The 7,586-nt window shown below is 61.4% G+C and carries 6 protein-coding genes; 3 read left to right on the top strand and 3 right to left on the bottom strand.

Annotation, left to right across the window (positions count from 1 at the left end):
- Positions 1 to 4 precede the first annotated feature (4 nt).
- Positions 5 to 2,971 (top strand): Tn3 family transposase, encoded by a 2,967-nt coding sequence (locus tag CDE01S_RS15515; protein WP_066709586.1) that lies wholly within the window; start codon positions 5 to 7, stop codon positions 2,969 to 2,971.
- 161 nt (positions 2,972 to 3,132) lie between these two features.
- On the top strand, positions 3,133 to 4,128 hold the full coding sequence (locus CDE01S_RS15520) for a DNA-binding protein (RefSeq protein ID WP_157077145.1): 996 nt from the start codon (positions 3,133 to 3,135) through the stop codon (positions 4,126 to 4,128).
- A 501-nt stretch (positions 4,129 to 4,629) separates the two neighbouring features.
- Here the strand turns inward: CDE01S_RS15520 and merA are convergent.
- From merA to merT, 3 genes are all read right to left on the bottom strand, one after another.
- Positions 4,630 to 6,315 (bottom strand): mercury(II) reductase, encoded by a 1,686-nt coding sequence (gene merA / locus CDE01S_RS15525; protein WP_066709592.1) that lies wholly within the window; start codon positions 6,313 to 6,315, stop codon positions 4,630 to 4,632.
- 71 nt (positions 6,316 to 6,386) lie between these two features.
- The gene (gene merP / locus CDE01S_RS15530; RefSeq protein ID WP_066709595.1) at positions 6,387 to 6,662 is read right to left on the bottom strand and encodes a mercury resistance system periplasmic binding protein MerP; all 276 of its coding nucleotides are present in this window, start codon (positions 6,660 to 6,662) and stop codon (positions 6,387 to 6,389) included.
- A gap of 15 nt (positions 6,663 to 6,677) precedes the next feature.
- The gene (gene merT / locus CDE01S_RS15535; protein ID WP_066709598.1) at positions 6,678 to 7,028 is read right to left on the bottom strand and encodes a mercuric ion transporter MerT; all 351 of its coding nucleotides are present in this window, start codon (positions 7,026 to 7,028) and stop codon (positions 6,678 to 6,680) included.
- Positions 7,029 to 7,099: 71 nt separating this feature from the next.
- Here merT and merR point away from each other — a divergent pair, with 71 nt between their 5' ends.
- Positions 7,100 to 7,531: a mercury resistance transcriptional regulator MerR gene (gene merR, locus CDE01S_RS15540; protein WP_066709600.1), complete on the top strand. Its 432-nt coding sequence runs from the start codon at positions 7,100 to 7,102 to the stop codon at positions 7,529 to 7,531.
- The last annotated feature ends 55 nt before the right edge of the window (positions 7,532 to 7,586 follow it).

Genomic DNA, 7,586 nt, shown 5'->3' on the forward strand with positions numbered 1-7,586 from the left:
AGATATGCCGCGTCGTTCGATCCTCTCCGCCGCCGAGCGGGAAAGCCTGCTGGCATTGCCGGACACCAAGGACGAATTGATCCGTCACTACACGTTCAGCGACACCGACCTGTCCATCATCCGGCAGCGGCGCGGGCCAGCCAATAGGTTGGGCTTCGCTGTACAGCTTTGTTACCTGCGCTTTCCCGGCATCATCCTTGGCGTCGATCAGCCGCCGTTTCCGTCCTTGTTGAAACTGGTTGCCGACCAGCTCAAGGTCAGCGTCGAAAGCTGGGACGAGTACGGGCAGCGGGAGCAGACCCGGCGCGAGCATCTGGTCGAACTGCAAACGGTGTTCGGCTTCCAGCCGTTCACCATGAGCCACTACCGGCAGGCCGTCCACACGCTGACCGAACTGGCCATGCAAACCGACAAGGGCATTGTGCTGGCCGGCGCCTTGATCGAACATCTGCGGCGGCAGTCGGTCATTCTGCCTGCCATCAACGCCGTTGAGCGGGCCAGCGCCGAGGCGATCACCCGCGCCAACCGGCGCATCTACGACGCTTTGGCCGAACCGCTGTCGGACGCGCATCGCCGCCGCATCGACGATCTACTCAAGCGCCGCGATAACGGCAAGACGACTTGGCTGGCCTGGCTGCGCCAGTCGCCCGTCAAGCCGAACTCGCGGCACATGCTCGAACACATTGAACGCCTCAAGGCATGGCAGGCACTCGATCTGCCTTCCGGCATCGAGCGGCTGATCCACCAGAACCGGCTGCTCAAGATCGCCCGCGAGGGTGGCCAGATGACACCCGCCGACCTGGCCAAGTTCGAGCCGCAGCGGCGCTACGCAACCCTGGTTGCTCTGGCCATAGAGGGCATGGCCACCGTCACCGACGAAATCATCGACCTGCACGACCGCATCCTGGGCAAGCTGTTCAACGCCGCCAAGAACAAGCATCAGCAGCAGTTCCAGGCGTCCGGCAAGGCGATCAACGCCAAGGTGCGGCTGTTCGGCCGCATCGGCCAGGCGCTGATCGAGGCCAAGCAGTCGGGCCGCGATCCGTTCGCCGCCATCGAGGCTGTCATGTCCTGGGACGCCTTCGCCGAGAGCGTCACCGAGGCGCAGAAGCTCGCGCAACCCGAGGACTTTGATTTCCTGCACCGCATCGGCGAGAGTTACGCCACGCTGCGCCGCTACGCACCGGAATTCCTCGACGTGCTCAAGCTGCGGGCCGCGCCCGCCGCCAAGGACGTGCTCGATGCCATCGAGGTGCTGCGTGGCATGAACAGCGACAACGCCCGTAAGGTGCCTGCCGACGCGCCGACCAACTTCATCAAGCCGCGCTGGCAGAAGCTGGTCATGACCGACACCGGTATCGACCGGCGTTACTACGAACTGTGCGCGCTGTCGGAGATGAAGAACGCGCTGCGCTCCGGCGACATCTGGGTGCAGGGATCGCGCCAGTTCAAGGATTTTGAGGACTACCTGGTGCCGCCGGCGAAGTTCGCCAGCCTCAAGCAGGCCAGCGAATTGCCGCTGGCCGTGGCCACGGACTGCGACCAGTATTTGCATGACCGGCTGACGCTGCTGGAAACGCAGCTCGCCACCGTGAACCGCATGGCGCTGGCCAACGCGCTGCCGGACGCCATCATCACGGAGTCCGGTTTGAAGATCACGCCGCTGGATGCGGCAGTGCCCGATAACGCGCAGGCCCTGATCGACCAGACCGCGATGATCCTGCCGCATGTCAAGATCACCGAACTGCTGCTGGAGGTGGACGAATGGACGGGCTTCACCCGGCACTTTGCGCACCTGAAGTCGGGCGACCTGGCCAAGGACAAGAATCTGCTGCTGACCACGATCCTGGCCGACGCGATCAACCTGGGCCTGACCAAGATGGCCGAATCTTGCCCCGGCACGACCTACGCCAAGCTGGCCTGGCTGCAAGCCTGGCACATCCGCGATGAAACCTATGGGGCAGCATTGGCCGAGCTGGTTAACGCGCAGTTCCGGCATCCCTTTTCCGAGCATTGGGGCGATGGCACCACGTCATCGTCGGACGGCCAGAACTTCCGCACCGGCAGCAAGGCCGAGAGCACCGGCCACATCAACCCGAAATACGGCAGTAGCCCAGGGCGGACGTTCTACACCCACATCTCCGACCAGTACGCGCCGTTCCACACCAAGGTCGTGAACGTCGGCGTGCGCGACTCGACCTATGTGCTCGACGGCCTGCTGTACCACGAATCCGACCTGCGCATCGAGGAACACTACACCGACACGGCAGGCTTCACCGATCACGTCTTTGCCCTGATGCACCTGCTGGGCTTCCGCTTCGCGCCGCGCATCCGCGATCTGGGCGACACCAAGCTCTACATCCCGAAGGGCGACGCCGCCTACGATGCGCTGAAGCCCATGATCGGCGGCACGCTCAACATCAAGCACGTCCGCGCCCATTGGGATGAAATCCTCCGGCTGGCTACCTCGATCAAGCAGGGCACGGTGACGGCCTCGCTGATGCTCAGGAAGCTCGGCAGCTACCCGCGCCAGAATGGCTTGGCCGTCGCCCTGCGCGAGTTGGGGCGCATCGAGCGCACGCTGTTCATCCTGGACTGGCTGCAAAGCATCGAGCTGCGCCGCCGCGTGCATGCCGGGTTGAACAAGGGAGAGGCGCGCAACGCGCTGGCCCGCGCCGTGTTCTTTAACCGGCTGGGCGAAATCCGCGACCGCAGTTTCGAGCAGCAGCGCTACCGGGCCAGTGGCCTTAACTTGGTGACGGCGGCCATCGTGCTGTGGAACACGGTCTACCTGGAACGGGCCGCGAACGCCTTACGTGGCCACGGCCAGACTGTCGATGACACCCTGTTGCAGTACCTGTCTCCGCTGGGCTGGGAGCACATCAACCTGACCGGCGATTACCTCTGGCGCAGCAGCGCCAAGATCGGCGCGGGCAAGTTCAGACCGCTACGGCCGCTGCAATCGGCTTAGCGTGCTCTATTTTCCGTTTTCTGAGGCGACCCCATATTGGTAGATGCATCGCCACATATTATGGACATTAGATTGATTATGTCCATAGATTTCACGATTTATAAAGTAATACAACATATTACGTTGTATTATTTGTTATCAAAATCAGAAAATTGACCACCGTGGAAACTTTACCCGTCGCCGAAGCCCGCCTGCAGAGCGAAATAGACGCCTTGCGCGCCCAGTATCCCGAGACCCAGGACCTCTACCGCGAGGTTTGTGTGCTGCTGTTCTTCCGCTACGGCATGACGCCCACGGCCAACAAGCTGTACCAGCTGGTGCGCAAGGGCAGCATGAGCGCGCCAGCGGAGGCGCTGGCCAAGTTCTGGGAAACGCTGCGCGAGAAAAGCCGTATCCGCATCGAGCATCCCGATCTGCCGCAGCCGCTGCGCGATGCGGCCGGCGAAATGGTTGGGGCGCTTTGGCAGCATGCTCAAGCCGCCGCGCAGGAAGCACTCAAGCAGTTGCAGGAGGAGTCGCGCGCCAGCGTTCTGGCGGCCGAGGGAGCCGCCCAGTCCGCGGTCGCACAAGCGCTGGCCGCGAATGAAGCACTTAGCGCCGCAAGGGCTCAGCTGCAAGCAACCCAGGAAAACCTCACGGGCGCCCAGGGCGAGCTGGCGCGTGCCCAGGGTGAGGTCGCCGCCTTGCAACGCCAAGTCGACGCCGGCACCGCGCAACGTCAGGAAATGCAAGAAGCCCTTAGTGCTGCCCAGCAGCAGTTCACCGAAGAGTTGGAACAGCAGCGTAAAGCAGCCGCTGCGGCCGAGGGGCGGCATGCTGGGGAGATGAAACGGGTGCTGCTCGATATCGACCGTGAGCGCGGGAATACTGCCAAGCGGCAAAAAGACCTTGACCAGGCACGGCGCATGTTCAGCGACCAGACGGAGGTACACCGCCAGCAAATGGCGGACAAGCAACAGCAGGCCGATGCGCTGCGCCAGCGTCTAGGCGAGCTCGACGGCAGTCTGGTGGAGCTGCGCGGCCAGCGCGATTTGCTGCTTCGGGATGTCGAGGGTTTGAGGCAGCGCCTGGAGCGCGTGCCAGCCGCAAAAGCTGCCAAGGTTCGGCCGGCAAAGGCCAATACAACGGGTGCCGCCAAGAGCAATCGCTCAAAATAGGCTCCAACAAGCGGCATTGCTGAAATTCCAGGAGGACGAGATGACTCAGGCCATTCGGACCCAAGATGGGGCGTCGGTCGATCCGGCCGACTTCACCGAAGTTGAATGGAACCGGATGAAGGAAACCTTGCCGTTAGGCGCGTTCGTGCTTTCATGCTGTCGAGCGCCGGCTGTTTTGAAGACGAGCATCAACGGCCTGCAGTTTTTTGCTCATGTGTCGGATGAGTGTGCTACTGCTCCTGAGACTGTCTGGCACAAGAACGGAAATGAAGCCGTCCTTGCAGCACTTCGGTCGATGGGCATAGAGGGCCGCGGGGAAGTGCCAGGGCGATCCAGCAAAGGAGAGAAGTGGGAGTCCGATGTCCTGTTCACAGTTTCTGGACGGGTCAGCGTGGTATTTCGTTTGTACATCGCTACTTCCATTTGGCACGCACGCTCACCCCGGCATCAAGGGGTTAGCCGTGACACTGGTGGGGCATCCATTGAAGACTGCCTTTTTCCTCATCCAGCGCAGCAGGAAAGCTGCTTCACGTCCTTGTTGAAGGTCTGCGCCGCGAGCTTCAACCCCTCGACCATCGTCAGGTAGGGGAACAACTGCTCGGCCAGTTCCTGCACGGTCATGCGATTGCGAATGGCGAGAACAGCCGTCTGGATCAGTTCGCCCGCTTCCGGGGCCACCGCCTGCACACCGATAAGCCGTCCGCTACCTTTTTCGATGACCAGTTTGATAAAGCCGCGTGTGTCGAAATTGGCAAGCGCACGCGGCACATTGTCCAAGGTCAAGGTGCGACTGTCGGTCTCGATCCCGTCGTGATGCGCTTCGGCCTCGCTGTAGCCCACGGTCGCCACTTGCGGATCGGTGAACACTACGGCCGGCATCGCGGTCAGGTCGAGGGCCGCATCTCCTCCCGTCATGTTGATCGCGGCACGGGTGCCGGCCGCTGCCGCCACATAGACGAACTGAGGCTGGTCAGTGCAGTCGCCAGCCGCGTAGATGTTCGGGCTACTCGTGCGCATACCCTTGTCGATGACGATGGCCCCCTGTGCATTGACGGTGACCCCCGCCGCATCCAGCGCCAGGCTGCGCGTGTTCGGTGTCCGGCCGGTAGCGACCAGCAGCTTGTCGGCGCGTATTTCACCATGCGCCGTGGTCAGCACGAATTCGCCGTCCTCATGGGCGACCTGGCTGGCCTGTGTGCGCTCCATCACCTCTATCCCTTCGGCGCGAAATGCGGCCGTGATTTCCTCGCCAATGGTCGGGTCTTCCCGGAAAAACAAGGTGCTGCGCGCCAGGATCGTCACCTTGCTGCCCAGCCGGGCAAAGGCTTGCGCCAATTCCAGCGCCACCACCGACGAGCCGATCACGGCCAGGCGTTCGGGTATGGTGTCGCTGACCAGAGCCTCGGTCGAAGTCCAGTAGGGTGACTCTTTCAGGCCCGGAATCGGCGGCACAGCCGGACTGGCACCCGTGGCGACCAGGCAGCGGTCGAAAGCCACCACGCGCTCGCCGCCATCGTTCAAACGGACGGCAAGACTCTGGCCGTCCTTGAAACGTGCTTCGCCGTGCAGAACGGTGATGGCCGGGTTGCCGTCCAGGATGCCTTCATACTTGGCATGGCGAAGTTCATCAACGCGCGCTTGCTGCTGGGCCAGTAGCTTGCTGCGATTAATCACAGGCACAGTCGCCGCGATACCGCCGTCGAACGGACTTTCCCGGCGTAAATGGGCGATGTGGGCGGCGCGGATCATGATCTTGGATGGCACACAGCCGACATTGACGCAGGTGCCGCCGATGGTGCCCCGCTCGATCAGCGTGACGTGCGCGCCTTGCTCAACGGTCTTTAGCGCCGCCGCCATCGCGGCTCCACCACTGCCAATCACGGCTACTTGCAACGGGCGTTCACTGCCATTAGGCTTATCGGCGACTCCCATCCAGCCGTGCACCTTGTCGAGCAATCCGGCGCGGCTGTTCGCCGGTGGAGTATCGGCAAGCGATGCTTTGTAGCCCAAACCGGCCACGGCGGCAGTCAACGCATCCGGTGACGTGCCCGCCTCGATGGCGAGTTGCGCTGTGCCCTTCGGATAGGACACCAGCGCCGACTGCACGCCAGGCACTCTCTCCAACGCTTCCTTGACATGTTCTGCGCACGAGTCGCAGGTCATGCCGGTGATTTTTAGATGGATCATGCGACAAATCCTTTATCGTTTGTAGCGCCAGGCAATGGCATCAGGTGTTCTGCGGTGCTGTTGTCAGTGGTTCACCGCTTGACGCTGGAGGGATAGCCCGCGTCCTCTGTTGCCTTGGTCAGCTTCTGCATGCTGGTCTTGGCATCATCAAAGGTGACAACCGCTTCGCGTGTCTCAAAGGTCACGTCAACTTTGCTGACGCCTTCGACCTTGGAAATCGCCTTCTTGACGGTGATCGGGCAGGCGGAGCAGGTCATACCCGGTACAGACAGCGTGACGGTCTGGGTGGCGGCCCACACAGGCGCAACAATAGCGGCGAGGGCGAAGGAGGCAAACAGTTTTTCCATGATGAATTCCTGTGATTAATAGAAAAATGGTATGACGTAGGGAAATCCGAGCGCGACCAGAACTAACGCGGCCACGATCCAGAAAATGAACTTGTAAGTAGCTTGCACGTGGGGAATCGCGCAGACCTCACCCGGTTTGCAGGCTTGCGCAGGGCGGTAGATGCGCCGCCAGGCGAAGAAAAGCGCCACCAGCGCCACGCCGATGAAGATGGGCCGATAGGGTTCCAATACCGTCAAGTTGCCGATCCAGGCACCGCTGAACCCCAGGGCGATCAGAACCAGCGGCCCCAGGCAGCAGGCCGAGGCGAGGATGGCAGCTAGCCCTCCGGTGAAGAGTGCCCCGCGCCCGTTTTGTGGTTCAAACATACGCTTGTCCTTTTGAATTTAAATTGGATAAGTTAAGCTTACTTCCGTAGTTATGTACGGAGTCAAGCGATATGGAAAACAATTTGGAGAATCTGACCATCGGCGTTTTTGCCAAAGCCGCCGGGGTCAATGTGGAGACCATCCGGTTCTATCAGCGCATGGGCTTGTTGCCGGAGCCGGAGAAGCCCTATGGCAGCATCCGCCGTTATGGCGAGGCGGACGTAACGCGGGTTCGGTTCGTGAAATCAGCCCAGCGGCTGGGCTTCCGCCTGGACGAGATCGCCGAACTGCTGCGGCTGGAGGACGGCACTCATTGCGAGGAAGCCAGTAGCCTAGCCGAGCACAAGCTCAAGGACGTGCGTGAGAAAATGAGCGACTTGGCACGCATGGAGGCCGTGCTGTCTGAGTTGGTGTGCGCCTGCCATGCGCGAAAGGGAAATGTTTCCTGCCCACTGATTGCGTCACTGCAAGACGGAACAAACCTGAGTGGATATTTCTTGTGAAATCAAGAGCTTAGGCTCATTTCTGCGAAATTTTCAGGAATCACGGCCGACCCTC

Origin of the sequence: Curvibacter delicatus NBRC 14919, assembly GCF_001592265.1 — a bacterium.
Taxonomy (GTDB): domain Bacteria; phylum Pseudomonadota; class Gammaproteobacteria; order Burkholderiales; family Burkholderiaceae_C; genus Hylemonella; species Hylemonella delicata.

Bases quoted from the DNA above. Each gene is read 5' to 3' on its own strand.
- merP (WP_066709595.1), bottom strand. From the start codon at position 6,662: ATGGAAAAACTGTTTGCCTCCTTCGCCCTCGCCGCTATTGTTGCGCCT.
- merA (WP_066709592.1), bottom strand. From the start codon at position 6,315: ATGATCCATCTAAAAATCACCGGCATGACCTGCGACTCGTGCGCAGAA.
- merT (WP_066709598.1), bottom strand. From the start codon at position 7,028: ATGTTTGAACCACAAAACGGGCGCGGGGCACTCTTCACCGGAGGGCTA.
- CDE01S_RS15515 (WP_066709586.1), top strand. From the start codon at position 5: ATGCCGCGTCGTTCGATCCTCTCCGCCGCCGAGCGGGAAAGCCTGCTG.
- merR (WP_066709600.1), top strand. From the start codon at position 7,100: ATGGAAAACAATTTGGAGAATCTGACCATCGGCGTTTTTGCCAAAGCC.